Source organism: Falseniella ignava CCUG 37419 (genome assembly GCF_000301055.1).
GTDB lineage: Bacteria > Bacillota > Bacilli > Lactobacillales > Aerococcaceae > Falseniella > Falseniella ignava.
Genome location: NZ_JH932300.1, coordinates 89,703 through 112,067 on the forward strand (window position 1 = coordinate 89,703; position 22,365 = coordinate 112,067).

At 40.1% G+C, this 22,365-nt stretch carries 24 protein-coding genes; 18 read left to right on the plus strand and 6 right to left on the minus strand.

Annotated elements, in window-relative coordinates:
- Nucleotides 1-24 precede the first annotated feature (24 nt).
- Nucleotides 25-675, minus strand: a complete 651-nt coding sequence (locus tag HMPREF9707_RS00465; protein ID WP_006700760.1) for a metal-dependent transcriptional regulator — start codon at nt 673-675, stop codon at nt 25-27.
- A 118-nt stretch (nt 676-793) separates the two neighbouring features.
- Between HMPREF9707_RS00465 and HMPREF9707_RS00470 the strand changes: the two genes are divergently transcribed.
- From HMPREF9707_RS00470 to HMPREF9707_RS00495, 6 genes are all read left to right on the plus strand, one after another.
- Nucleotides 794-1,714: a metal ABC transporter solute-binding protein, Zn/Mn family gene (locus HMPREF9707_RS00470; protein WP_006700761.1), complete on the plus strand. Its 921-nt coding sequence runs from the start codon at nt 794-796 to the stop codon at nt 1,712-1,714.
- An 18-nt stretch (nt 1,715-1,732) separates the two neighbouring features.
- The gene (locus HMPREF9707_RS00475; protein ID WP_006700762.1) at nt 1,733-2,476 is read left to right on the plus strand and encodes a metal ABC transporter ATP-binding protein; all 744 of its coding nucleotides are present in this window, start codon (nt 1,733-1,735) and stop codon (nt 2,474-2,476) included.
- A 2-nt stretch (nt 2,477-2,478) separates the two neighbouring features.
- The gene (locus HMPREF9707_RS00480; RefSeq protein ID WP_006700763.1) at nt 2,479-3,363 is read left to right on the plus strand and encodes a metal ABC transporter permease; all 885 of its coding nucleotides are present in this window, start codon (nt 2,479-2,481) and stop codon (nt 3,361-3,363) included.
- Nucleotides 3,357-4,502 (plus strand): metal ABC transporter permease, encoded by a 1,146-nt coding sequence (locus tag HMPREF9707_RS00485; RefSeq protein ID WP_006700764.1) that lies wholly within the window; start codon nt 3,357-3,359, stop codon nt 4,500-4,502. Before HMPREF9707_RS00480 ends, HMPREF9707_RS00485 begins: the two co-directional genes overlap by 7 nt.
- 124 nt (nt 4,503-4,626) lie before the next feature.
- Nucleotides 4,627-4,887, plus strand: a complete 261-nt coding sequence (locus HMPREF9707_RS00490) for a type B 50S ribosomal protein L31 (protein WP_006700765.1) — start codon at nt 4,627-4,629, stop codon at nt 4,885-4,887.
- Nucleotides 4,888-5,023: 136 nt separating this feature from the next.
- The gene (locus tag HMPREF9707_RS00495; protein ID WP_006700766.1) at nt 5,024-5,749 is read left to right on the plus strand and encodes an SIR2 family NAD-dependent protein deacylase; all 726 of its coding nucleotides are present in this window, start codon (nt 5,024-5,026) and stop codon (nt 5,747-5,749) included.
- A gap of 60 nt (nt 5,750-5,809) precedes the next feature.
- Here HMPREF9707_RS00495 and HMPREF9707_RS00500 read toward each other — a convergent pair whose 3' ends face one another.
- On the minus strand, nt 5,810-7,261 hold the full coding sequence (locus HMPREF9707_RS00500) for an FAD/NAD(P)-binding protein (protein ID WP_006700767.1): 1,452 nt from the start codon (nt 7,259-7,261) through the stop codon (nt 5,810-5,812).
- Between the two features lie 24 nt (nt 7,262-7,285).
- Complete coding sequence (locus HMPREF9707_RS00505; RefSeq protein WP_006700768.1) at nt 7,286-7,894, minus strand: NUDIX hydrolase; 609 nt, start codon at nt 7,892-7,894, stop codon at nt 7,286-7,288.
- A gap of 72 nt (nt 7,895-7,966) precedes the next feature.
- Between HMPREF9707_RS00505 and HMPREF9707_RS00510 the strand changes: the two genes are divergently transcribed.
- The 3 genes from HMPREF9707_RS00510 to efp all read left to right on the plus strand — a co-directional run bounded on the left by HMPREF9707_RS00510 (nt 7,967) and on the right by efp (nt 9,898).
- Nucleotides 7,967-8,530 carry a hypothetical protein gene (locus HMPREF9707_RS00510; protein WP_006700769.1) on the plus strand — a complete coding sequence of 188 codons (564 nt, stop codon included), beginning with the start codon at nt 7,967-7,969 and terminating at the stop codon, nt 8,528-8,530.
- A gap of 1 nt (nt 8,531) precedes the next feature.
- The gene (gene pgeF / locus HMPREF9707_RS00515; protein ID WP_006700770.1) at nt 8,532-9,266 is read left to right on the plus strand and encodes a peptidoglycan editing factor PgeF; all 735 of its coding nucleotides are present in this window, start codon (nt 8,532-8,534) and stop codon (nt 9,264-9,266) included.
- A 74-nt stretch (nt 9,267-9,340) separates the two neighbouring features.
- On the plus strand, nt 9,341-9,898 hold the full coding sequence (efp, locus tag HMPREF9707_RS00520) for an elongation factor P (RefSeq protein ID WP_006700771.1): 558 nt from the start codon (nt 9,341-9,343) through the stop codon (nt 9,896-9,898).
- A gap of 69 nt (nt 9,899-9,967) precedes the next feature.
- Here efp and fsa read toward each other — a convergent pair whose 3' ends face one another.
- Complete coding sequence (fsa, locus tag HMPREF9707_RS00525; protein ID WP_006700772.1) at nt 9,968-10,621, minus strand: fructose-6-phosphate aldolase; 654 nt, start codon at nt 10,619-10,621, stop codon at nt 9,968-9,970.
- 192 nt (nt 10,622-10,813) lie between these two features.
- Here fsa and HMPREF9707_RS00530 point away from each other — a divergent pair, with 192 nt between their 5' ends.
- Nucleotides 10,814-11,734, plus strand: a complete 921-nt coding sequence (locus HMPREF9707_RS00530; RefSeq protein ID WP_006700773.1) for a peptidase U32 family protein — start codon at nt 10,814-10,816, stop codon at nt 11,732-11,734.
- Between the two features lie 13 nt (nt 11,735-11,747).
- On the plus strand, nt 11,748-13,025 hold the full coding sequence (locus HMPREF9707_RS00535) for a peptidase U32 family protein (RefSeq protein ID WP_006700774.1): 1,278 nt from the start codon (nt 11,748-11,750) through the stop codon (nt 13,023-13,025).
- Nucleotides 13,026-13,079: 54 nt separating this feature from the next.
- On the opposite strand, the gene HMPREF9707_RS00540 is transcribed toward HMPREF9707_RS00535, so the two are convergent.
- Together HMPREF9707_RS00540 and HMPREF9707_RS00545 are read right to left on the minus strand one after the other, a co-directional pair.
- Entirely contained in the window at nt 13,080-13,349 is a 270-nt protein-coding gene (locus HMPREF9707_RS00540; RefSeq protein WP_006700775.1) for a chorismate mutase, read from the minus strand.
- 20 nt (nt 13,350-13,369) lie between these two features.
- A complete protein-coding gene (locus HMPREF9707_RS00545) occupies nt 13,370-14,842 on the minus strand; it encodes an SLC13 family permease (protein ID WP_006700776.1) in 1,473 nt (490 codons plus the stop codon).
- A 176-nt stretch (nt 14,843-15,018) separates the two neighbouring features.
- Here HMPREF9707_RS00545 and HMPREF9707_RS00550 point away from each other — a divergent pair, with 176 nt between their 5' ends.
- The 7 genes from HMPREF9707_RS00550 (at nt 15,019) to alr (ending at nt 22,360) form a co-directional block, all read left to right on the plus strand.
- The gene (locus HMPREF9707_RS00550) at nt 15,019-15,573 is read left to right on the plus strand and encodes a LemA family protein (RefSeq protein ID WP_006700777.1); all 555 of its coding nucleotides are present in this window, start codon (nt 15,019-15,021) and stop codon (nt 15,571-15,573) included.
- Between the two features lie 161 nt (nt 15,574-15,734).
- The gene (locus HMPREF9707_RS00555; RefSeq protein ID WP_006700778.1) at nt 15,735-16,517 is read left to right on the plus strand and encodes a hypothetical protein; all 783 of its coding nucleotides are present in this window, start codon (nt 15,735-15,737) and stop codon (nt 16,515-16,517) included.
- Nucleotides 16,514-17,599, plus strand: coding sequence for a D-alanine--D-alanine ligase (locus HMPREF9707_RS00560; protein ID WP_006700779.1), 1,086 nt, complete (start codon nt 16,514-16,516; stop codon nt 17,597-17,599). Before HMPREF9707_RS00555 ends, HMPREF9707_RS00560 begins: the two co-directional genes overlap by 4 nt.
- An 81-nt stretch (nt 17,600-17,680) precedes the next feature.
- Nucleotides 17,681-19,108: a UDP-N-acetylmuramoyl-tripeptide--D-alanyl-D-alanine ligase gene (locus HMPREF9707_RS00565; RefSeq protein ID WP_006700780.1), complete on the plus strand. Its 1,428-nt coding sequence runs from the start codon at nt 17,681-17,683 to the stop codon at nt 19,106-19,108.
- Nucleotides 19,109-19,134: 26 nt separating this feature from the next.
- Nucleotides 19,135-20,778 (plus strand): DEAD/DEAH box helicase, encoded by a 1,644-nt coding sequence (locus HMPREF9707_RS00570; protein ID WP_006700781.1) that lies wholly within the window; start codon nt 19,135-19,137, stop codon nt 20,776-20,778.
- Between the two features lie 23 nt (nt 20,779-20,801).
- Nucleotides 20,802-21,155: a holo-ACP synthase gene (gene acpS / locus HMPREF9707_RS00575; protein ID WP_006700782.1), complete on the plus strand. Its 354-nt coding sequence runs from the start codon at nt 20,802-20,804 to the stop codon at nt 21,153-21,155.
- A gap of 32 nt (nt 21,156-21,187) precedes the next feature.
- Nucleotides 21,188-22,360, plus strand: coding sequence for an alanine racemase (gene alr, locus HMPREF9707_RS00580; protein ID WP_006700783.1), 1,173 nt, complete (start codon nt 21,188-21,190; stop codon nt 22,358-22,360).
- Nucleotides 22,361-22,365: the final 5 nt, after the last annotated feature.

Consider the following 22,365-nt stretch of genomic DNA (forward strand, 5'->3'; position numbering starts at 1 on the left):
GAAAAATTCGGCTCCACGGTATTATTAGTTTAATTCAATATAGATTGATTGAGCTAAATCAAGACTAATTATCAACTCATCACCTTGCGAATTCATAATACGATAGGCTTGGTCAATGGGCTCTTGTTGAATAAATTGATAGGATCCATTGAGAGAGATGCCTAATCGATCAGCGTAATCTAACACCTCACGCTGGTCATTAAATGCTCGAATCACGAATTTAACAGGTTCTTCAAGGGATGATAATGGCAAATAATTATCGCTCGTCCAACCACTGCCGAGCACCGGAATGGTCCCGCCATGAGGATCCTGCGTTGGCTGTCCTAAAAATTGATAGAGACGTTCAATCAGTCGGTCGCTCGAAGCGTGTTCGAGGCGATCGGCTTCTTCATGTACTTCAGACCAATCATAATGTAATACGTCGACGAGAAAAACTTCCCAAATTCGATGTTTACGAATTAATTCAATGGATAAATCTAATCCAGACTGAGTTAATTTAGCACCTTTATAGGGAATATAGTGGAGTAATCCTTGCTGTTCCAGGCGAATATTCATTTCCGTTGCGGAAGCTCCAGAGATGTTAAGTAATTGGGTAATTTCTTTATTTGACACATGCCGTGTGCCACCACCCATTTCAAAAATCGCCTTCAGGTAGTTTTCTTTACTCGGTGTCATAGGTCGCCTCCTTTAAGGTTAGTATAACATGAAAAATTAACCCCGCACCAATTTTAGGATGACTTAAAAATTATTTTAGGGTAGCCTTAAATTAGAAAATATTAAAGGAGATGTAAAGATGTCAAAATTTAAAAAAATAATTGTTGCATTCGTTTTAGGAATGTTATGTTTAGGTCAAGTTGGTCTTGTAGGTCATGCTGAAGAGAAGAAAACTGTAACCGCCACTACTTCGTTTTTGTATGATATGGTGAATGTTTTAGCTGGGGATGCAGTGAATAATGAGTTAATTATTCCGGCGGGAGAAGATCCGCACGTTTATACGCCGAAGCCACAAGATTTAGTAAAGTTAAAGGAAGCAGATTTGGTATTATATCACGGTTTGCACTTTGAAGGTCGAATGATTGATGTTTTAGAAGAAATAGGATACGCAGTTTCAGAGACTTTTACTGAAGATCAGGTTGGTCGGATGGAACAGGACGGTGAGATAGTCATTGACCCTCACTTCTGGTTTGATATCGATTTGTATAAAGAGGCGGTTAATAATGCTGCGGCAAAATTATCTGAATTAGTTCCTGAAGCGAAAGATAGCATTGAAGCGAATAAAGAAGCTTATTTAGCAGAACTCGATGAACTCGACCAGTACGCGCAAGAACAATTCCAAGCAATCCCAGAAGAAAATCGTTTTTTAGTCACTCCGCATGATGCATTTAATTACTTATCAAGACGCTATGCAATTCCTGTAATTGCACCACAAGGTGTATCAACGGATACAGAGGTGGCGAATGCCGATATTGATGAGACGGTTAATGCGATTGTCGAGAACAAGATTAAAGCAATTTTTGCAGAATCTACGACAGACCCTGCTCGAATGGAAAAACTAAAAGAAGCTTGCAAAGCAAAAGGGTTTGATGTGGAAGTCGTTCACGGTGAAGGTCAAGAATTATTCTCAGACTCTCTGGCACCGGAAGGACAACCTGGAGATACATACTTAACAATGTATCGACATAATATTGATTTAATTACAAGTCACTTAAAATAATTAAATAAAGGAGTGTTGATGATGAGTCAACCATTGATTCAAGTTCGCGATTTGACAATGGCTTATCATGACAAACCGGTCATCTGGGATGTGGACTTAGATATTCCACAAGGATCAAGGACTGCGATAATTGGTCCCAATGGCGCGGGTAAATCCACTCTACTGAAAGGGATTCTAGGCTTAGAGTCCCTTTTAGCAGGTGAAGTCTTGATTCAAGGTAAAAAAGCGAAAGAATTATTGAAAGATATCGCATATATTCCACAAACTTCTTCGGTGAATTGGAATTTTCCGACAACCGTTGAAGATGTGGTTTTAATGGGCCGTTATGTCCACTTAGGATGGCTTAAACGCCCTACGAAGCTCGATCGAGAGATTGCTGATGCGGCATTAGAAGAGATTGGCTTATATGAATTGCGCCATCGTCAAATTTCACAATTATCAGGCGGTCAACGCCAACGTACGTTTATTGCAAGAGCAATCGCTCAACAAGCAGATATTTATATGATGGATGAGCCACTCGCGGGGGTGGATAAGCGAACCGAAGCAATTATTATTGATTTTCTTGAACGTTCTCAATCTGAAGGAAAAACATCGATTGTTGTTCACCATGATTTGAATACTTTATCAAGTTATTTTGATTATTTAGTCATCTTGAATAAAGAATTAATTGCTTCTGGCCCTCTTGATCAGGTCTTTACAAAACAAAATCTCGAGGAAGCTCAAATGCTGTCTGCGCAGGCTATCCTTCTGAAGGAGGAATAATTATGCTTGATTGGCAAATCTTAACGAGTTATTCCTTTATATTAATTGCGGTAGGGACCTTCCTTCTCGCTAGTTCTGCAGGTGTGATTGGGACGATAAGTGTGTTAAAAGGACAATCGCTGATTGGCGACGCGATAGGGCATGCGGCTTATCCAGGGATTATTATTGCTTTTATGCTGACGTTAACAAAAAATCCAACTTATTTATTATTGGGAGCTCTATTTACTGGGACGTTAGCTTTTGGCTTAATTCAGTTAATCAATCATTATTCAAAAGTTGAGTTAGATGCGATTCTAGCCATTGTGTTATCGATGTTCTTTGGGATGGGGATGGTATTAAAAACTTGGATTCAAGGACACCCCATTTATTCACAACAATCGCAAGCAGGATTAAATAATTATATCTTTGGTCAAGCAGCGTATATTATGGAACAAGATGTCCGTTTGATATTGATTGTTTCGATTATTTCATTATCCATTTTCGCTCTGTTTTTTAAAGAATTTAAAATTTTTATTTTTGATGAAGGGTATAGTCAAGCTACAGGATTTCATGCAAAAACAATGTATACCTTACTCGTCTTAATGACAATGTTTATCATTGGGGTAGGTCTTAAATTAGTCGGAACAATCCTTATTGCTTCATTGTTAATCGTTCCAGCGGTTACAGCCTTACAATGGAGTAATCAATATCATAAAGTCTGTTTTATTGCTGCAGGTGTTGGAGGTATCTCGGCAGTGATTGGAACTTATATTTCAACTGTCCATCTCGGATTTAGTACAGGCCCCACCATTATTGTCGTAATGACAACCTTAGCCCTAATCTCTCTAGTCATCGGACGGCGTGGTGTCATCCATCGTTGGCGACAAAGGAGGTCATCAAAGTGTTAGTATGGGATGAAATATTAAAGTTATTTATAACGTCATTTGAATCTTATGTCTTGTTAATTTTAACTGCGGTGACCTGTGCTTTGATTGGCGCCTTTTTGGTACTACGTAAATTATCAATGATTGCCGATGCCATTTCACATTCTGTTTTGCTTGGGATTGTCTTAGGTTTCTTTTTAGCAGGAAATTTAGACTCGCCTTTGCTGATTATTGGTGCAGCAACTTTTGGCATTTTAACGGTTTGGGCGACTGAAGGATTGACTCAAACGGGTCTGGTAGAAAATGATGATGCGGTTGGAATTGTTTACCCATTTTTCTTTGCGCTAGCAGTCATTTTAATTACACGCTTTGCTAGCAATGTTCATTTGGATATGGATGTGGTGTTAACTGGGGAAGTATTATTCGCTCCATTTGCTCGAATCGAATTATTCGGGTGGGATTTACCACGAGCGGTGGTTGAGATGGTTGTTTTATTCGGGGTTAACCTTTTATTTATGACGCTATGCTTTAAAGAATTAAAAGTTACTACCTTTGACCGTGATTTTGGTTACATGGCAGGTTATAATATGACCGTGCTCTTTTACTTATTGATGACATTGGTCTCAATTACGACGGTCGTATCCTTCGATGCTGTAGGGGCGATTTTAGTGGTTGCTTTTTTAGTGGGGCCTGGAGCAACAGCTTATTTAACGAGCAAAACCTTAAGTGGTATGCTCACGTTATCGGCTTGTTACGCTTTTTGGAATGCCACTTTGGGTTATATTATCGGCATTGTTCTGAATGTATCGATTGGGGGGATGGCTTCCGTCATTACAGGCTTAACATTTATCCTAGTATTTTTATTCCATCGTCAAGGCTTAATTACTTCGCTAATTATTCAAAGACGTCGTAAACATCAATTGAAGCAAGATTTGATTTTATTACATATTCAAAGTCATACTCAGCAAAATCAAGAACAAGAAGAATTGGAAGTCGATACGCTGTCAGAACACTTTAAGTGGAATCAAAATATCATTAACACGACTTTGAAAGAGTTATTTAAAGCGGATTTAATTTATGTTGATGCAGACCGGAAAATTTATCAATTAACTTCCTTAGGACAAGCTCGTTTAGATTATATTCGAGAATATTACGAAATTTAATCGATTTTAAATCGAATTCTGATTGAGTTCTATAATGGTATGTGTTACAATTCGTATGTTACACAATATAGGTACGAATAACTGTGGTCTAGCCTATAGATCACGGCAGAAAGGAAGTAATAGAATGAAGAAAGATATCCATCCAGAATACCATCCAGTCGTATTCCGTGATACTACGACAGGTTATGAATTTCTATCTGGTTCTACAAGAACTTCTAACGAGACAGTTGAATGGGAAGATGGCAATACGTATCCATTAATTCGTGTTGAAATTTCATCAGACTCTCATCCATTCTACACTGGACGTCAGAAATTCACGCAAGCCGATGGTCGTGTGGACCGTTTCAACAAGAAATACGGCTTCAAAGACGAAAACGCAGAATAATCATTTTGATATGCCACTGGAATATTTCCAAGGTGAAAGCTACTCTCTTCGGGGAGTAGCTTTTTTTATGTATCAACGCTACACTTAGAGCAGAGATTCATTGGGGGAATAATATTCGTAAAGGAGAGGTTAAAACGTGGATCATTATCAAAAAGCAGCTCAATTAATTAAGGATGCCAAGCATTTGGTCGCTTTGACAGGCGCAGGGATATCGACCGAATCGGGAATTCCAGATTTTAGAGGGACCGGAGGGTATTATCAAACGATCCTGCCGCAGGAAGCTTTATCTGTGAGTATTTTGTATCAAAATCCTGAACGATATTATCGAGAGGGCTATACCATTATTCAAGATGTGCTCGATAAAGAACCGAACGTGTCACATCAAATATTAGTAGATTGGCAACAAAGAGGTTATTTGCAGGAGATTATTACTCAAAATATCGATGATTTGCATCAAAAAGCAGGAAGCCAATCGGTATTGCAAGTACACGGCGATGCCTCAAAGAATCATTGTGAAGCTTGTGGGTATGCAGAGGATGCGATGACTTTTGATCAACGGATTCAACGTGGAGAGATTCCTCCGCGCTGCCCTGAGTGTGGTGGAATATTACGAACCAATGTCGTTTTATTTGGCGATTCGATGCCGACAGCGTTTGATCAAGCGATGACGGCCGTTGAACGTGCGGATACGATGATTGTTATCGGATCATCCTTAGAAGTCATGCCGGTGGCATATTTGCCTAGCCTGGTCAAACATTTGATTATTATCAATTTAGAACCCACGCCGTTAGACTCTTATGCAGATGTTGTTCTTCATCAAAAAGCCAGTCAGGCACTTCAACAAATTCAACATTATCTATAGATATAAATACGTGCGAGAGATGTATCGATAAAGCATCTTCCGCACGTTTTTTAATAATATTTATAGTTGATTGATCAAGTTTCGGGCCAATTCACGCGCTTTTTGTTGGATCAATAAAATATTATTATTGGCATATTGAATCTTTGAAATCCAATGTCCTAATAGATAAAGATTTGGTTGGCGACCACTTCTCGGCCGGATAACTTCACAATTAGGCCAACTGACATGGATTCCACCTCGGTAGTAAGGGGTAATGATTTCGCGATCATAAAGATTTTTGACGAAAGGATCATGGTGAGCGGCTCGAGTCACATCGAATTCAAATCCTGCAGTATTAATTAATAGATCTACTGCAATTTGTTTATTTTCTTGCGTTGTAACGAGAAAGTTTTTATCATCTTGAATATCAATCGACTGAATATTTGAGACAAGATTAACTTGGCCTTGATGGTATGCTTTAAAAAAGACATCAAAAGATTCAGCTGGAATTTGACTGAGATAGCGATTAAATTTCGGTGCGTAATCTTGTTCATAGCGGTCTCGGTCGCTTGGTGTCAGTGCTTGATAGAGATCAGGGAAAAATTGGTTTAAATAAACAATATAGGATTGTAATTTGTTGATTTCTGGTTCATCATGCTTAAGCGCAGCTTCAACAGATTTAAGAGACCCCATTGACTCGGATATTTTGAGTTGCTCGAGATCAATTTGATTTTCTTTTAAATCACTTTTTAGGGTTTTGATGAATTGATTAAGCGGTAAGTGGCCCCATTTCTTAACTTGTGAATCAATCCAGTTATGATTAATGGCACTATAAATTTCGCCTAAATCTCTTGGTTTTTTTATCGAGTTAAAAGGAATGTCAATGTGGCTGAGTAATTGAACAGGTTCATCGAATTGGGTGTGATGAACGAGAAACTTTAAAGCGTCCATTGCCGAAAGCGACGTACCGATAATTCCAACACGTTGAGTTGAGTGAATATGCTGGAGCTTTTCCTGAATTGGAAATGGATTTTGAATAAAGTTTGGCTGGCCAGCTAATTCATAATAATCGGCATAGGGGGGGTGTCCGATACATAAGAACACAGCGTCATAGGCATCACTCCAGAGCTCATGATGAGACTGAAGATAATATTTGGTGCCATCGATTTTCAAGTCTTTAATGTCATGCTGAATTACGTGGACATGCGGGTGTTTAAAAGCACCCCCCAAGCGATCTATTAAATATTCACCATAAATCGACCGAGGTAAAAAAGTATGGGGATTAGCGTAACTTGGGTAATATTCGTCTAACCACTTGAGCGCATCTGAAGGATCATCGGGTTTAACAGATACGTCTTGGGCATGTAAGTTAAGAATTGCTTCGTCAGTATCAGGTTGATAGGCTTGTCCCACACATAGTAAGTCTCGGGGTTCATAGACGTCAATTTGTAGTTTGTTGATTGTTGGATGGTTGACGAATTCATTGACTAATGTCGCACCGCTTAATCCGGCGCCAACGATGGCCATTTTCATGAGATTTAATCTCCTTTAATATAATTAATTTTCGTAAATAAATTGAATCAAACGATTAACAAACGTTGCGGTGATTCCCCACAGACGTTCATCGGGTAGCGAATAAAATAGGATCGGATAATCACTCAATGCATCAAAAGGATAACGCTGTCCTTCGGGGATAAGGTCGAATGGAAAGCGATCACGTTTGACGTCGTAAGTTCTTGTTAAAGCGTGTATTTCAGGGGGATGGGTTTTAAAGAATTCGATGGGTACGGTAAAGATTCGTTCCACTTCTGAATTTGCTGTAAAATTTTCGATATCAAAATCAGTTAATACACCGACAAAGCAGTGAATCCATCTTCCAAAATCGATAATCGAATCCAATTCCCCAAGAATTTGGATGGCTTCAGGTTCGATTAGCAGCTCTTCGCAAGTCTCGCGAATTGCGGCTTGCCCTGGAGTTTCATCGTTGTCAACGCGTCCGCCAGGGAATGAGGTCTCCCCAGGTTGGGAGATGGTTGCGCTGCGTATTTCAAAAAGAAGGTGCCATTCGTCCTGAATTTGGACGAGCGGCATTAAAATCGCATAGATGCGCTGGACGCCTAGGGGCTGAGGTTGATATGATTTTAATCGTTTCATCCATGAATCCATTAAGAATATCTCCAATCTACTATTCAAATCACAAAATAATCGGTATACTTAGTGTATCAGAGGAGGGAGCATATGGGTAATATAAAACCAGATGTAATTCACAAATTTTTAATGTTTTTGCGAAATCATCGCGGACCGTATGTTGCATTCGATCAAATTATTGAAGGGTTCATACAACAGTTTAGAGTGACAGATCAAGAGTTGGAAAGATTGTTTGAATATTTCGTTCATATGAAACCATGGGATGAAGTAGCCCAATTAATCGATGCGTCGCTAATCCGTGAAGAAAGACAAGGCAATACGGCGAAACAGGAAAAGGCAACGATTGTAGCTTTTCCAAAGAGTAAGACAAAAAACAAATCAAAAGCAAAGCCTAAAATAAAAGCAGTGTCCAAAAAAGCATCGGCAAATACTTCAGTGAAAACTCAAGCGAAAAATAATTCCTCTAAGACAGAGGTTGATTCGCCACTTAAAGGGGTCCGAGGACGAGCTCATTCTAAGCTAACGGAAATGGGACTGACAACCGTTGAGTCCTACCGGAATGTGACCGTAGCGGAATTAGTGAGTCAGCCTGGAATTGCTGAGGGGACGATCAAGTGTCTTCGAACAAATGGCGTTGTCTTTAAAGGAGAATAAAGTGAAGTCGAAGTTATTAACAGCCAATGGCATTAGTCATTATTTGGCAGGTCGAGGCGAAGCGAACTTTAAGGCTGAGACGGCAGGGGACCAGCTTATCCCATCTTATCAATGGATTGAAAAGCAACTTGAATCAACCCCGCAGGCGCTTTATACCGCACGGCAAGTTCACGGAAATCGGGTCATCTATTGCGATGGCAATAATGGGGAGCAAATGCCTTGGGGAAGATTGGCAGGAGATGCCGATGGATTGATCACGGACCGACCTGGCATTGCCTTACTGGTAAAATTTGCCGACTGTACACCGGTAGTTTTATATGATACGCAGCGTAAAGTACTATCCATCGTGCATTCAGGTTGGCGAGGAACGGTACAACGAATAGCCCAGCAAGCATATGACCAGATGGTGAATGAATTTGGATGTCAGTTGAAAGATATGATTGCCTATATTGGACCTTCAATTGATCAAGCGAATTACCAAGTTGGTCGTGAAGTCTATGAAGCATTTGATGTTTTTTCAGAACGTGACACTTTTATCGTTCCGGATGATGAAGGGCGTTATCGGCTCAGTATGATCAATGCGAATCGATCGATTTTGACGGAGTTAGGTTTCTCACAAGAGCAAATTGAAGTTGCGAGCCAATCAACCTATACAACATCGACGCTTCATTCTTGCCGAAGAGATTCACCACAATTTGGCTTGAATGCCTTGGCGGTTATGATGCCGATAGAATAAAAAAGTTTCATAGCGCAAGTATATTGAATTATGCTATAATGTGAACGGATTTGATTCAAAAAGGAGATGAGAAGATGATTTCTGCAGTAGATTTAAAAGCGGGAATGACCATTATTGTTGATGGGAAATTAATTAAAGTATTGGAAGCGAGTCACCACAAACCAGGTAAAGGAAATACCGTAATGCGTATGAAATTACGTGATGTTAGAGCGGGATCAACGGTTGAGACGACTTTCCGCCCAGATGAAAAATTTGAGCGTGCTTATTTAGAAGATAAAGATGTTCAATATCTATATAACGCAGACAATAATGCGGTCTTTATGGATATGGAAACATTTGAACAATATGAAATTCCAATGAATACGATCGAAGATGAGTTAAAATACTTATTGGAAAATGAACAAACTAGCATCCAATTTTACGGCTCAGAAGTGATTGGGGTATCTTTACCACAAACAGTAGTTCTAACGGTAACTGAAACACAACCGTCAATTAAAGGTGCGACGGTAACAGGATCAGGAAAACCTGCGACAATGGAAACGGGATTAGTGGTTAACGTTCCAGACTTTATTGAAGTTGGCGAAAAACTAATTATTAATACAACTGACGGAACGTACCAAAAACGTGCATAATTGTTAATAAAGACTGCCATTATGGAGGGACACCTCATAATGGCAGTCTTTTGTGTTAAAGATTATTATTTATTTTTGTTCGGATTGGTATTTTTCCCAGTCTGCTAAAAATGAATCAATCCCGCGATCGGTTAATGGGTGAGACCATAATTTAGGGAAAATGGATCCAGGTACTGTCGCAATATCAGCACCTGCTAAAGCAGAACCTTCTAAGTGTGGTAAGTGGCGGATACTTGCTGCAATAATTTCGGTTGAGAAGCCATAAATATCCATCACTTCTTTTAAATCTGCAACGAGTTGGAGACCGTCTGCACCAATATCATCAAGGCGACCTAAAAATGGACTAATATAAGTAGCACCAGCTTTTGCTGCCATCAGTCCTTGGGCGACGGTGAAGATTAAGGTTACATTGGTCTTAATACCTTCTTGTGAAAGTGTATGGACGGCTTTTAGACCTGCTTCGGTCATCGGAATTTTAACGACAACATTATCAGCCCAAGCCGCGACTTCGCGAGCTTCACTAACCATCTCTTCGTAAGTTAACCCGACAACTTCTGCGCTGACAGGACCTTTAACTTCACGACAGATGTCAACGATCACTTCTTTGAATGGTAAGTTCTCCTTAGCAATCAACGTAGGGTTAGTGGTTACTCCATCGACTAAGCCGAGTGCGTTGATGCGTTTGATTTCTTCGATATTTGCTGTGTCTAAGAAAAATTTCATCCCAATACTCCTTTGCTTTTTAATGATTTTATTATAACATAATTGTTTCAAGTAATCGCTTTAATCGTCTGTCGATTGAGAAATTAAAGTAAGATGACTTTTACAAATAGAGTCGCTATGATATGATATGACAAGCGAATTAGTGTGTACTGAATGAAGTGTGTACAGTGCATGATGAAAGAGGAAATAAATATGATAAAAGTTCTAGCAACAGCAGAATCCTTAGAGCAAGGACGCGAATTGGTCGACCTTGGCGTTGATCAATTACTGATTGGAGAAGCTGTTTTCGGTTTGCGCATTCCAGGACATTTTTCGGAAGAAGCGATGGCGGAGATGATTGACTATGCGCATCAACATAATGTCGAAGTAATTGTGGCAGCCAATGCCATCTTGCATAATGATAAGATAGAGCAGGCACGTCCTTTTTTAAGACGGATTAAAGCGTTAGGCGCGGATAAATTATTAGTTGGTGATACCGGTCTGATTCAAATCTTAAAAGAGCCGGATTGTTCGATGCCTTATATTTATGATGCGGCAACCTTAGTTGCTAGTGCGGGGCAAGTGAATTTTTGGAGTCGATATGGTGCGGTAGCTTCGTTTGTAGCTAGAGAAGTTCCTTATTATGAATTAGTTGAGATGGCAAAAGAAGCGGTAATTCCATTGTACTATCAAGTATATGGAGCTACGTGTATTCATCATAGCCGTCGTCAATTATTGGAGAATTATTTTAACTATATTCAAGCGGAACCCAGTCGATTTGAAGATCGACACTTAGCGTTATCGACCCCAAATAATCCGGACTCGCATTATGCAATCTTTGAAGATTCGCATGGTACCCATATTTTTGCAGATAATGACTTAGATCTACTACCTTACTTAAATGATTTGGTAGAATGTGGCGTGAATCACTGGTTTTTAGATGGTATTTTATGCCCTAAGGAAAATTATAATCGCATTATCAGTGTATATTTAGAGGCGAAACGACGGATTGAAAGTAATCAGTGGAATGAAGAAGCGATGCAAGCTCTAGATGAACAATTGCATCAATTTCAACCGGCTTATCGAGATTTAGATACTGGATTCTTCTTACATGAACCAGGAACTGTTAAATAATAAGGAGTAAATGATGACAGAAATATTAAAACAACCAAGACCTGCGATGGAGAATGGGTTAAAACGTCCAGAATTATTAGCGCCTGCAGGTAGCTTAGAAAAATTAAAAATCGCGATTCATTATGGAGCCGATGCGGTCTATATTGGTGCTCCTGCGTATGGCTTAAGAAGCCGTGCACGTAACTTTGACTACGATCAGATGCGTGAAGGAGTAGAATTCGCACACGCCCGAGGTGCTAAAGTCTATTGTGCGACTAATATGGTCACCCATATGGGGGACGAAAAAGGAGCGGGAGAATTTTTCCGGACAATTCGAGATATTGGGATTGATGCGGTTATTATATCAGACCCTGCCTTAATGCACATTTGCGCAACAGAAGCACCTGGTTTAGAGATGCACCTATCTACACAACAATCTGCGGTAAACTATGAAACGTTGAACTTCTGGCAAGATGCAGGATTAACTCGCTGTGTATTAGGTCGTGAAGTTTCAATGCAAGAAATTGAAGAAATTCGAGCTAATACCGATGTAGAAATCGAAGTCTTTATTCATGGTGCGATGTGTATTTCTTATTCGGGTCGTTGTACTTTATCAAACCATATGGCACATCGTGATGCGAACCGTGGTGGCTGTTGTCAATCTTGCCGCTGGAAATACGGGTTATCAGATATGATTACGTTAGATGAACGCTTAACCGTTGAGAGTGAGCATGAAGAGTTAGAGTCAGCCTTTGCAATGAGTGCGGTTGACCTATCGATGATTGAGCACATTCCGGATATTGTAAATTCGGGGGTAGACTCATTAAAAATTGAAGGTCGCATGAAGTCGATTCACTATGTCTCTACGGTTTGCAACGTTTATCGTAAAGCAATCGATTCTTACTTAGAAGACCCAGAGAATTACGAGCTCAAGCAAGAGTGGGTGGATGAATTATGGAAGACCGCTCACCGTGAGTTAGCGACAGGTTTCTTCTATGGTCAACCGACAGAGAAGGAGCAAATTTTTGGACAACCCCGTGAAATACGTCAATATCGCTTTGTGGCAGAAGTTCTAGATTATGATGAAACCACACAAATTGCGACCGTCCAACAACGTTATAAGTTTGAAAAAGGGGACGAAGTTGAATTTTACGGACCTGGCTTACGTCATCAATATGATGTGATTGATGAGATATGGGATGAGGAGGGTGTACTCGTTACGGAGGCACCAAACCCAATGGACATCTTTAAAATTCGGGTAAAACACCCACTTAAACCACATGATATGATTCGAAAAGCAGATTTAGATTAGAGTAGAGAAAAGACAGCCATAGCGCTGTCTTTTTTGTGTAGAGATTCTATAAACTTAATTTTGATCGATCCACTGTTGTTGGTGTTGGCGCGAAATGCGCATAAGCTCTGTATAAAAATCAGCCAGTGCATGTTCAAATTCTGAATTGGCAAGGTATCCTTGCACTTTCGTAATAACTTGTTTTTCGCGTTGAGCATCTAAGATCGGTAAATGATGTTTTGATTTTATTTGAGCAACTTCTTGAACGACATGCATGCGCGCTTCAAAAAGTCGGACGAGTTCACGGTCGATTTGATCAATTTGCTGACGTTGTTGTTCTAACATTTGAATCATCCTTTCTATTTCTATGGAAGAGAAATCAGATAATGGCCTAATGGATAGCCTATAAATGTAGCGGTTAAAATGCTAATGACGAGAATCCATCCTCCATATTTAAGACAGTCGCGGGAGGAGGTCCAATTGGAACCGATGGATATGGCGACATATGGCATGGCTGGCGGGGTCATTAATGCGATGGAGGCAATAAAGCCAATTAAGCAAGCGACCACACCGACGTTAAAGTTCTGTGTCATTTGAGTAGCAGCAACCGTTGTTAAAATGGTTGTAACCATTGTTGTGGTGACCAAGTTGGAAGCAAAGTTGGTTTGTATTCCAGCCCAAGTGATAAATAATAAGCACATCATAAGGGGTGTTAAACCAATCAAAAGGGTCCCGAGATAAGACTCGATTAATTGGGTCACGCCAAATTCTGGATTCGTTAGTACGCTCCCTAAACTTAATGTAGCTGCAACTATTAGTAGACTTGGCCAGTAGACACCACGCTGAATGGCTTCAGGCAAATGGATTAAAGGTTTGCCTTGAAGATGGATGCCGGCAAGTAGTAAGCAGCAGAGCATTGGGGGAAAGGCAATGCCCGCGGTTTTGAAAAAGAGTGTCACATTCGGCCAGAGCCCCCCCAGCAGTTCCGGAACAATCCACATTAGAACCATTGCGATAAAAACTGCAATCGTCCACCGCTCCTGAGTGTCTACCGGAGGCAAATCTTTCAGAGAATGGACAGTTTTAATTTGAATGTCTGACAAATCAAAATGCCATAAATATTTGAGTGAAAAGAGTAGTAAAAGATAAATTACCAACCCCGCTGGGACTGCAAAAGACATATATTGCGCATTACTGATAGTAACATCAGAAGCACTCGAATAGATTCCCATTGCAGTAATCGCAAACACATGATTAATGGGTGTCATCGCTGTCCCAATCGCAATCGTTGAAAATAGGGCAATTAACAGTTGAGATGCTCGTCGATCTCCCTTTTTTAAGTCAAATTGATGCATGATTTCTTCGTAAAGTGGAAAGACAATCATAAATAAAATGGTTGGAGAAATAAAGGATGCCAATAGCAAAACAACAGACAAAAACGCGAAGATAAATCGCTCTGCAGATACTTGTGCAAAACGGCTATTCATCGCCCAGGCAATCACTCGTTTTAGGGCATAAGTTTGTTCGAGGGCATAGGTCACAATAAACGTAAAGAATAAGAAAACAAAGGTCGTATTGCCAAAGGATAATGTAAAGACTTCGCTATATGTCAGTCCTGGCAGCAAACCTAGACCGATAAGTGTAATTAAGCTCGGCCAGTCAATGGCTACCTTGAGCCATAAAATAAGACTTGCTAAAAATAATGCGAGCAATTGACTCGTTACAGGGGCAATATTTCCAATATACCAACCTTGCCATCCAATCAGGACTCCGATGGATAGCATCATCAAACTAAGAAATATATAAGGGTTAAATTGACGTGATTTTGTAGGGGGCATAAGTGATCTCCTATCTTAATGTTCTTAACGCATATCTTATGTCATTAATTCAAACGTATTATATCATATACAATGATAAAGTCATTGCACCAATTCGAGGATATTACGTGTGCGCAGACGTTGAATATGTTATACTTTAGTAAGAATTAATTATCATAATCAAGGGAGTTGTTAATATGTTATGGATTATTTTAGGAATCGTGGTTATTATTGGACTCGTGTGGGTTAGTACCTATAATCGTTTAATCAAATTACGTAACTGGGTCAAAGAAGCATTCTCTCAAATTGATGTTCAATTACAAAGACGAAATGATTTAATTCCAAACTTAGTTAATACTGTTAAAGGTTATGCGACGCATGAATCAGATACACTTGAATCCGTCACAAAAGCACGTCAACAATTAATTAATTTGCCAGCGAATGCAACGCCTGAACAAATTAATGCGGCTTCCAATCAATTATCAGGGGCATTATCAAGATTATTAGCAGTGGCAGAACAATATCCAGATTTAAAAGCGAATACGAACTTCTTACAATTGCAATCAACCCTTGAAGAATTGGAAAAACAAATTGCGACAGCACGTCAATTATTTAACTCTAGTGCTACCCAATACAATACAGCCATCCAAAGTTTTCCAACGAATTTAATCGCAGGCATTCATAACTTTGAACCATCCAACTTGTTAGAAACACCTGAAGAAGATCGAAAAGTCCCAGAAGTTCAATTCTAAGAGGACTCACTCTTTAAAAATGCTTAGGTATATCCGAATAGTTGCTTGAACTTTGACTTCAACGAACTATTCGGGTATTTTTGTGACAAAGAATGATTTCAAATCATCTCAAAAAATGTTAAAATAATTCGGTATGAACCATTGTAGAAAGGAGCTCGGTGATGCGTAAAAATTTATATATCCATTATGATTCGGTAACGAACCATGTGATGACTCGCGGTATGGATTTAAAATTAATAGATTTTGATCCGAGCTTTATTCCGAAAGCGATGATTTTATCTGATGCGGCGCTAGATTTTGGGCGTTTCGATGTGCAAACAAACTTTAAAATTTTGCGAACACGCGGTGAAGTGATTAACTATTTCAGAGCGGTTGAAGATTATAAAACACGTCTGTGTGCCTGGATTGACTTTGAGAGTGTCGAGGCGATGCATCAACTAACACCGAATGAAATATCTGAAATGCTATATTTATTTCATGCGAATCGTCCGTTAAAATCCGCTTTTTTCTATAAATTACAAAATAACTATGTGTTTTTGACCTTACCGAACGGATTGATAAAGGTTTATTATCGACATGTAGCACATTTTCTACCGAGATTTCAACGGATGATATGTCAACAGACCCAATTGTTGGTTGAGGAATCCAATCGATTTTCATTGTTCCGCAAAAAAGAAGTGGCAAAAATGCCTTTGGAAATTGCTGAGCAGATGGCCCCGCTCTTTGTAGATGGGTTGAAAATTAATTTTTCCCAAGCAGTCCCGATTGGTGAGAGTTGGCGTATTCCAATTAATATTATTGAAGATGAATTAACTTTATTAACCCAACATCAACTTCCGAAAGAACATGTTGGTTTTATAACTTATGATGATGCGACTAAAACATGGTTGTTCGAATTGAATGAAGAGCAGTTGAGTACAGATACGGAGGATTTATCAAGATGAATATCATTTTACTATATGGTGGACAAAGTGCGGAACATGACATTTCAATATTATCCGCGCACAATATTGCACAAATGATTACTTACGAAGTGTATTCTGTACAACCTGTGATGATTACGCGTGATGGTAGATGGTTGCAAGGGCCAAAACTATCTGCTCCTCCGGCATATGAAGGTCAACTTCATCTGATAAAATCTGAAGAAGCAAGTTGGGGAGAAAATGCCTCAGATACGTCTTACGGCGTCGAAATTTCACCTTGTGAGATTCACCAAGAAGACGCGATTGTATTTCCAGTGTTACATGGCCCCAATGGCGAAGATGGAACGATCCAAGGGTTTCTAGAAACATTAGGTCTGCCGTATGTTGGTGCCGGTGTTTGTGCTAGCGCGTGTGGGATGGATAAAATTATCACCAAACAATTATTCGATCATGTTGGAATTCCTCAAGTTCCATATATTGCATTTGATCGTCGAGAATGGAATGAAGATCCAGATGCACTGATTAATAAAGCTGAGGGTAGTTTGTTGTATCCATTATTTGTCAAACCAGCAAATATGGGTTCATCAGTTGGGATTTCACGTGTTGAAGACAGTGAAGCACTCGTTCAAGCAATTAATTTAGCTTTAGAGTATGACCACCGAATTGTTGTAGAACAAGGAATTAATGCCGATGAAATTGAAGTTGCCGTTCTTGGAAACGATGATGCCCATGTAAGCGTAGTGGGCCGTTTAGTAAAAGGGGCTTCTTTCTACGACTATGAAGAGAAGTACATTAATAATACAGTAGATATGGAAATTCCGGCGAATATTGAGGAGTCTCTTTCAGATACGATTCGTGAGTATGCATTGAAAGCTTATCGAGCGATTGACGGTAGTGGCTTAGCGCGTGTCGATTTCTTCTTAACATCCAATGATGATGTGTATATTAATGAGATTAATACCATGCCAGGATTTACGCAGTTTAGTATGTATCCTGTTTTGTGGGAACGAACAGGCTTATCGCAAGTTGATTTAGTTGAAGAGTTACTTCAGCTAGCTATACGCCGCCACGAGCAATTAGCACAAAAGCGGGTTGAATATTAGAAAAAGATGCTGGGCACGAATCTACTCTGTGGATTGAACAGAGCTTATTCGTGTCTTTGCGCATTATGTAAGGAGAGTACTGTGGAGACAATAAACATCCTTGATATCGTTCAGGCGGTTGGTGCGAGTGAATTTACGGCGCCTGGACCGGATCATGAAATTAATATAACAGGTGTCGAGTTTGACTCACGAAAAATTAAGCCGGGAGATTTATTTGTACCATTAACGGGTGGTGCTTCGGACGGACATGATTATGTAGTAAATGCAATTGAGCAAGGAGCTGTCGCAACTTTTTGGTCGCGTGAAGCGGATAGCGCTCCGATCGATCAACTTGCGGTAATTTATGTGGATGATACATTGCGGGCGATGCAATCTTTAGCTAATTATTACCGTCATTTGATTGATCCGATTGTTATTGGGATTACCGGTAGCAACGGGAAAACAACGACTAAAGATATGATGGCAAATGCCTTAACCGCCAAATATCATATCCACAAGACTGAAGGCAACTATAATAATGAAATCGGCTTGCCTTACACGATTCTTTCGATGCCGAAAGAAACAGAAGTGGCAGTGTTGGAGATGGGCATGAGTGGCTTTGGTGAGATAGCATTATTAAGTCATATTGCGGAGCCCGATATCGCCGTAATTACTTTGATTGGCGAAAGTCATTTGGAGTTTTTAGGAAGCCGGGCTGGAATTGCGCAAGCTAAGTTAGAGATACTATCAGGTTTAAATCCAGAGGGAGTCTTTATTTATCCTGGGGCGGAACCGCTAATTACCGATTTTCTCGAAGACTGGGTTTCTTCTGTTGAGTGTATTAGTTTTGGTTTGGAAGAGGACAACGATGTCTATGCTTATGACATTATTGAGGAAAAAGACCAAACTTATTTTAAAACGAATTTAGATTCAAATGTCATATGTAAAATTCCAGTAATGGGCGCCTATAATGTGAATAATGCGGTCGTTGCATTAAGTGTTGCGAAGCGATTAAATGTTCCAATCGAACAAGCGATTTTCCAGCTCGCACAATTTAAATTGACCGCCAGTCGCTTGGAATGGATTCAAGCTGACAATGGTCTTCAAGTATTGAATGATGCGTATAATGCGAGCCCAACATCGATGAAGGCGGTACTTCAAGCCTTTGCACGACTGCAACGTCCAAAAGGTGGTCGACGGATTGCTGTTTTAGGGGATATTCGCGAACTTGGTGAGAAGAGTGAAGCCTATCATCGTAGTATCGCAGAGGTGATTGATCCGGAAACCATAGATCTAGTCTATCTCTTTGGTGATGAAATGGGTGCGCTATATGAAGAAATCCACCCAAATTATCCTTCCGATCAGATTCATTATATTCGCAAAGATCACGATCGTTTGATTGAACGAATCCAAGCATCGATTCGCCCTGAAGACATCGTGCTCGTAAAATCCAGCTTAGGTGTCGATTTGTTACAAGTCGTTACAGCGTTAACCAATCATGAAACACATAATTTTTTACGAAAAGAATAACCGATAGAGAAAGAGGAATGTACTGAGTGGAATTTAACCAACTTAATATAAAACCAGAATTAATACAAATTTTTGATGAATTAGGCTTTGAGGAATTAACACCGATACAGCGCGATGCGATTCCTATTGCTTTAACGGGTGACGACCTTATCGGTCAAGCGCAGACAGGGACTGGAAAGACCGCAGCTTTTGGCATCCCGATGCTAGAACATCTCGATTTATCGAATCGAACGATCCAAGGACTCATTATCGCACCGACGCGTGAATTAGCAATTCAAGTTCAGGAAGAATTATACCGTTATGGTAAATTATTAAAAGCCAAAGTCTACTCAGTCTATGGCGGAACGCCGATTGGCAAACAAATTGAACGACTTAAACGCTATAATCCGCAAATTATTGTCGGAACACCGGGGCGTATTTTAGATTTGATGAACCGTAATGTGCTCGATTTTAGTCAATTGGAACAATTGGTGCTTGACGAAGCGGACGAAATGTTGAATATGGGATTTATTGAAGATATTCGCGCGATTATTCGAGCTACTCCGGATTCACGCCAGACAATGTTATTTTCAGCTACGATGCCTTCAGAAATTAAGGCATTGGCAGAGGAGTTTTTACGTCATCCTCAACATGTTCAAATTGAAGCCCAACAGATGACAGCGGATTTAATTGATCAATATTTTACCAAGTGTAGTGACGGTGAAAAATTTGATATTTTAACACGTTTTATTGATATTCATAACCCGAAACAAGCGATTATCTTTTGTCGCACGAAAAAAAGGGTGGATGAAGTAGGTCGTGGGCTCGCATTGCGTGGCTATAATGCGGAGATGATTCACGGAGATATTACCCAACAGAAACGAACGAGTGTGATCAAAGAATTAAAAGACGGCGTCTTAGAAATATTAGTGGCTACCGATGTAGCCGCTCGCGGACTGGATATATCGGGTGTAACTCATGTCTATAACTATGATATTCCTCAAGACCCTGAAAGCTATGTTCACCGCATCGGGCGAACGGGTAGAGCGGGCAAAGAGGGGATGTCGATTACCTTTGTGACCCATAACGAGATGGCATATTTAAAGACGATTGAGCAATTAACTCGTATTCAGATGATGCCAATGCGTCCACCAACTTCGAAAGAAGCCCAACACGGTCAAATACAACAGTTGATTGATCGCATGAATTTAACGTTACAATCTGAAGAAGCGGATGCATTACGTAATACAGCGAAGATGTTATTAGAACACTATGAAGTGAATGACTTAGTAACGGCCTTATTGACGGAAGTCATCAGTGATTCGACGCAAATTGATGTTGTGATTTCGCCCCAAAAACCATTACCAAAGCGTAAAAGCAAGCGGCATAACAGTCATTCCCGTCAACGAGATTCAAAGTCGAAACATCATCAACAGCGCCGGAAGCACACTTCATCGAACCGTTCAGAACGGATTAAACCAGAAAATAAGCAGTATGATACTAAAGATATAAGAAAGAAAAAATATTCCAAACGTTCAAAACATGAACGAAAAAATAAGGAAGAACAATCAAGATACTCGGGCAAAAGATCAAGAAATTTTAAGGAAACATCCAAACGCTCTAGCACTAAAAGAAATAGCCAAGTGAGAAAGAATAATAAAGGATTTAAAATACGACAACGTCAACGTTAATAAGGTCTCTAAGAGGTGAGGGAATGCGGCTAGGAACAGATATTATTGAAATCGATCGAATTCAACATGTTTTGGCAAAACACCCACACTTTGTCGAACGTATCTTAAGTGTTGAAGAACAAACACAATTTTTTTCCTACCAACACCCAGGCCGTCGTCTAGCCTATTTAGCTGGAAGATTTGCTGCGAAAGAAGCTTTTATCAAAGCACTTGCTTCCGCTGAAGCGAAGCGAATTCCATTTCATAGTTTATCGGTAATAAATACCGCTGACGGTGAACCTAGGATGATAGCAGGTCCAGTCTTGTACCCGGAAGTGGTTGTATCGATTAGTCATAGTCGAGATTATGCGATGGCTACAGTTATTATTGAAGAATAATTAAAATAAGGTTCTACGAAAGGAGCAATTTTATGCAATTTACGGATCATCGTCCAACAATGGCTATTGTAGATTTAGCAGCGATCCGTCACAATGTTCAGCATGTGCTTGAGACGTTGTCGGCAGATCAGAAGTTATATGCAACGGTTAAAGCCAATGCGTACGGCCATGGCAGTGTGCCAGTATCCAAGGCAGCTCTTGAAGCAGGAGCAACGGGATTGTTGGTAGCAACAGTTGATGAAGCGATTGAACTGAGAGAAGCTAACATCACCTCGGTACCGATTATTGTTCTGGGTCTCACCGACCCAAGAGGGATTGCAGAAATTTTGCATTATCAAATTACCGTTACAGTTGCGCATCCAAGTTGGTTTGATCAAGCATACCGCCAATTAGAACAAACGGATCAATTAGACTTGTTGAAGCATCACCGTTTAATTTGTCATCTCCCGCTTGATACAGGAATGGGACGGATTGGGCTTCGCACGTGTGACGAGATTGAGATGTTCCATCAGGCAGTATCCCAGTTGGATTGGGTAGATTGGCAAGGGGTTTTCACCCATTTTTCAACGGCTGGGGGAGGACCTGCTGATTATATTGAACATCAATTAAATCAGTGGAATACTTTGCTTGAATCGGTCCCTAGCTCCGTCAAAGAACGTCACTTTGCCAATACGGCGATGGGTATTTGGCACAATGATTCAGCTTGGTTAGCAGCGCACCAGACGCAAAAAAGTGACATCATCCGTTTTGGAATTGGAATGTACGGAATTGATCCGAAAGATCAATTAGATAGTGGCGCGCAATACACGTTGCAACCCGCGTTAGAACTAGTATCGGAGTTAGTATACGTCAAACAAGTCCCTGCTGGACAATCTATCAGTTATGGTGCGACTTATACAACCGAGAGTGACGAGTGGATTGGCACCATTCCGATTGGTTATGCTGATGGTTGGTTGAGACACTATCGGGAGGTCACTTTAAGTGTTAAGGGTCAACCATGCCCAGTATTAGGGGTAATCAATATGGATCAATTGATGATTCGACTCCCAGAAAATTATCCCGTCGGCACGTCAGTCATTTTGATTAGTCCGGAGACGCAGTCGAATAATAGTGCGTCGAATATTGCGAAACAAGTTGGAACGATTGGTTACGAAATTGTCACCTCAATCGGGGAACGTGTTCCTAGAGTTTATTTGAATGAGTAAATAAG

Coding starts and splice junctions, on each gene's coding strand:
- HMPREF9707_RS00550 (WP_006700777.1), top strand. CDS start 15,019: ATGTTATGGATTATTTTAGGAATCGTGGTTATTATTGGACTCGTGTGG.
- HMPREF9707_RS00465 (WP_006700760.1), bottom strand. CDS start 675: ATGACACCGAGTAAAGAAAACTACCTGAAGGCGATTTTTGAAATGGGT.
- fsa (WP_006700772.1), bottom strand. CDS start 10,621: ATGAAATTTTTCTTAGACACAGCAAATATCGAAGAAATCAAACGCATC.
- HMPREF9707_RS00480 (WP_006700763.1), top strand. CDS start 2,479: ATGCTTGATTGGCAAATCTTAACGAGTTATTCCTTTATATTAATTGCG.
- HMPREF9707_RS00475 (WP_006700762.1), top strand. CDS start 1,733: ATGATGAGTCAACCATTGATTCAAGTTCGCGATTTGACAATGGCTTAT.
- HMPREF9707_RS00530 (WP_006700773.1), top strand. CDS start 10,814: ATGATAAAAGTTCTAGCAACAGCAGAATCCTTAGAGCAAGGACGCGAA.
- HMPREF9707_RS00560 (WP_006700779.1), top strand. CDS start 16,514: ATGAATATCATTTTACTATATGGTGGACAAAGTGCGGAACATGACATT.
- HMPREF9707_RS00510 (WP_006700769.1), top strand. CDS start 7,967: ATGGGTAATATAAAACCAGATGTAATTCACAAATTTTTAATGTTTTTG.
- HMPREF9707_RS00540 (WP_006700775.1), bottom strand. CDS start 13,349: ATGTTAGAACAACAACGTCAGCAAATTGATCAAATCGACCGTGAACTC.
- HMPREF9707_RS00545 (WP_006700776.1), bottom strand. CDS start 14,842: ATGCCCCCTACAAAATCACGTCAATTTAACCCTTATATATTTCTTAGT.
- HMPREF9707_RS00535 (WP_006700774.1), top strand. CDS start 11,748: ATGACAGAAATATTAAAACAACCAAGACCTGCGATGGAGAATGGGTTA.
- acpS (WP_006700782.1), top strand. CDS start 20,802: ATGCGGCTAGGAACAGATATTATTGAAATCGATCGAATTCAACATGTT.
- HMPREF9707_RS00505 (WP_006700768.1), bottom strand. CDS start 7,894: ATGGATTCATGGATGAAACGATTAAAATCATATCAACCTCAGCCCCTA.
- HMPREF9707_RS00470 (WP_006700761.1), top strand. CDS start 794: ATGTCAAAATTTAAAAAAATAATTGTTGCATTCGTTTTAGGAATGTTA.
- alr (WP_006700783.1), top strand. CDS start 21,188: ATGCAATTTACGGATCATCGTCCAACAATGGCTATTGTAGATTTAGCA.
- HMPREF9707_RS00500 (WP_006700767.1), bottom strand. CDS start 7,261: ATGAAAATGGCCATCGTTGGCGCCGGATTAAGCGGTGCGACATTAGTC.
- HMPREF9707_RS00555 (WP_006700778.1), top strand. CDS start 15,735: ATGCGTAAAAATTTATATATCCATTATGATTCGGTAACGAACCATGTG.
- efp (WP_006700771.1), top strand. CDS start 9,341: ATGATTTCTGCAGTAGATTTAAAAGCGGGAATGACCATTATTGTTGAT.
- HMPREF9707_RS00490 (WP_006700765.1), top strand. CDS start 4,627: ATGAAGAAAGATATCCATCCAGAATACCATCCAGTCGTATTCCGTGAT.